General features: G+C 65.1%; 1 pseudogene. It reads right to left on the bottom strand.

Annotation, left to right across the window (positions count from 1 at the left end):
• Positions 1–241: pseudogene (locus tag SB756_RS34540) on the bottom strand (aromatic acid/H+ symport family MFS transporter); the annotation flags it as partial.

The raw sequence follows: 241 nt of genomic DNA, 5'->3' as shown, positions 1-241 counted from the left end.
CCCGAGGCCCAGCCAAGGCCGGTGGAGCGTACCGACAGGCCGTACATCTGCGCCGCGCCGGCGTACAGCAGTATTTGCGTGCCGATGGTGGTGGCGCCGGCGATGAAGATCAGCAGGTACAGCACCGGCATCGGGCTGTTCACGCCCAGCAAGCTGATCGACAGTGCCGCAGCGATGAAGAAGCCGACCTTGACCTTCACCAGGTTGTAGCGGTCGCCCAACCAGCCCCCCAGAATAGCCC

Origin of the sequence: Pseudomonas sp. SIMBA_068, from assembly GCF_046534705.1 — a bacterium.
In the GTDB taxonomy this organism is placed as follows: Bacteria; Pseudomonadota; Gammaproteobacteria; order Pseudomonadales; family Pseudomonadaceae; genus Aquipseudomonas; species Aquipseudomonas putida.
This window is presented reverse-complemented; position numbering and strand designations above follow the sequence as displayed.